At 39.2% G+C, this 1,200-nt stretch carries 1 protein-coding gene; it reads left to right on the top strand.

What is annotated here, in order from left to right; translation table 11 throughout:
• Positions 1 to 1,185: nucleoside transporter C-terminal domain-containing protein (locus ABJV04_RS02935; protein ID WP_348489699.1), on the top strand; the 1,185-nt coding region annotated here is incomplete at its 5' end.
• Positions 1,186 to 1,200: the final 15 nt, after the last annotated feature.

Raw genomic sequence — 1,200 nt, 5'->3', positions numbered from 1 at the left:
TCTGATCAACTTGAAGCGATATTTTCTCCATTAGGTTGGCCTAAACTTCTTTTCAAACTGATAGCTAGCTTCTTTGTTATAGTATTAAAATATACAACAGAAGGAGCTTCATTTTTATTTAACTTTTTAGGTAAAGGACCTGAGTATCAGGAAAGCGTAGGAGTTATTTTCGCTTTTCAGGTTTTACCTACCATTATCTTTTTCGCCTCTTTAACCGCTTTACTCTATCATTACGGCGTTCTTCAATTTATAGTAAGAGTACTTTCTAAAGGAATGCAAAAGTTACTGGGAACTTCAGGTGCGGAAACGCTTTCTGTAATTTCAAATATTTTTGTTGGGCAAACCGAGGCCCCTTTAGTAATTAAGCCTTTTATCAGTAAAATGACCAAATCTGAATTACTCACTGTTATGACCGGTGGTATGGCAACAATTGCCGGAGGGGTTATGGCAGCCTATGTGGCTATGCTTGGCACCTCGTTTGCTGCAGCTAATGGACTTGAAATTCAAGTTGCTCAACAGTTGTTTGCGGAACGATTATTAGGTGCCAGTTTAATGGCTGCCCCTGCTGCATTGGTAATTGCTAAAATTCTTTATCCTGAAACAGAAGAAGCAGCCACTGCCGGTGATGTATCAATTACAGTTGAAAAAACAGATGCTAACGGAATCGATGCCGCTGCTACCGGAGCTAGTGTAGGCTTAAAACTAGCTTTAAATGTAGGCGCTATGCTATTGGCGTTCATAGCATTACTAGCAATGTTTAATGGGTTTTTCGGTTGGATCTCTGACTTAACCGGTTTAACAGGTTTGCTGGGAGCTCAACTGAGTATCGAAATGGTTTTAGGCTGGATTCTCGCTCCCATCGCCTGGATAATTGGTGTTGAATGGGCTGACGCAACTACCATGGGAAGTTTAATAGGTACTAAAATTGTTTTGAATGAGTTTGTTGCATATCTCAAATTGGCAGATGAAGTATCAGCCGCAAATATTTCACCTAAAACTATTGCAATGGCAACTTTTGCGTTATGTGGTTTTGCTAATTTTTCTTCAATTGCTATTCAGATCGGAGGAATTGGTGGTATTGCTCCGGACAGAAAATCTGATTTAGCTAAATTCGGAATAAAAGCTGTTTTTGCAGGTACTATGGCAACGATGATGACAGCAACTATTGCAGGAATGCTTTTTTAAAAAATAAAGACTAAC

The organism is Aliiglaciecola sp. (genome assembly GCF_039982535.1).
Classification (GTDB): Bacteria; Pseudomonadota; Gammaproteobacteria; order Enterobacterales; family Alteromonadaceae; genus Aliiglaciecola.
This window is presented reverse-complemented; position numbering and strand designations above follow the sequence as displayed.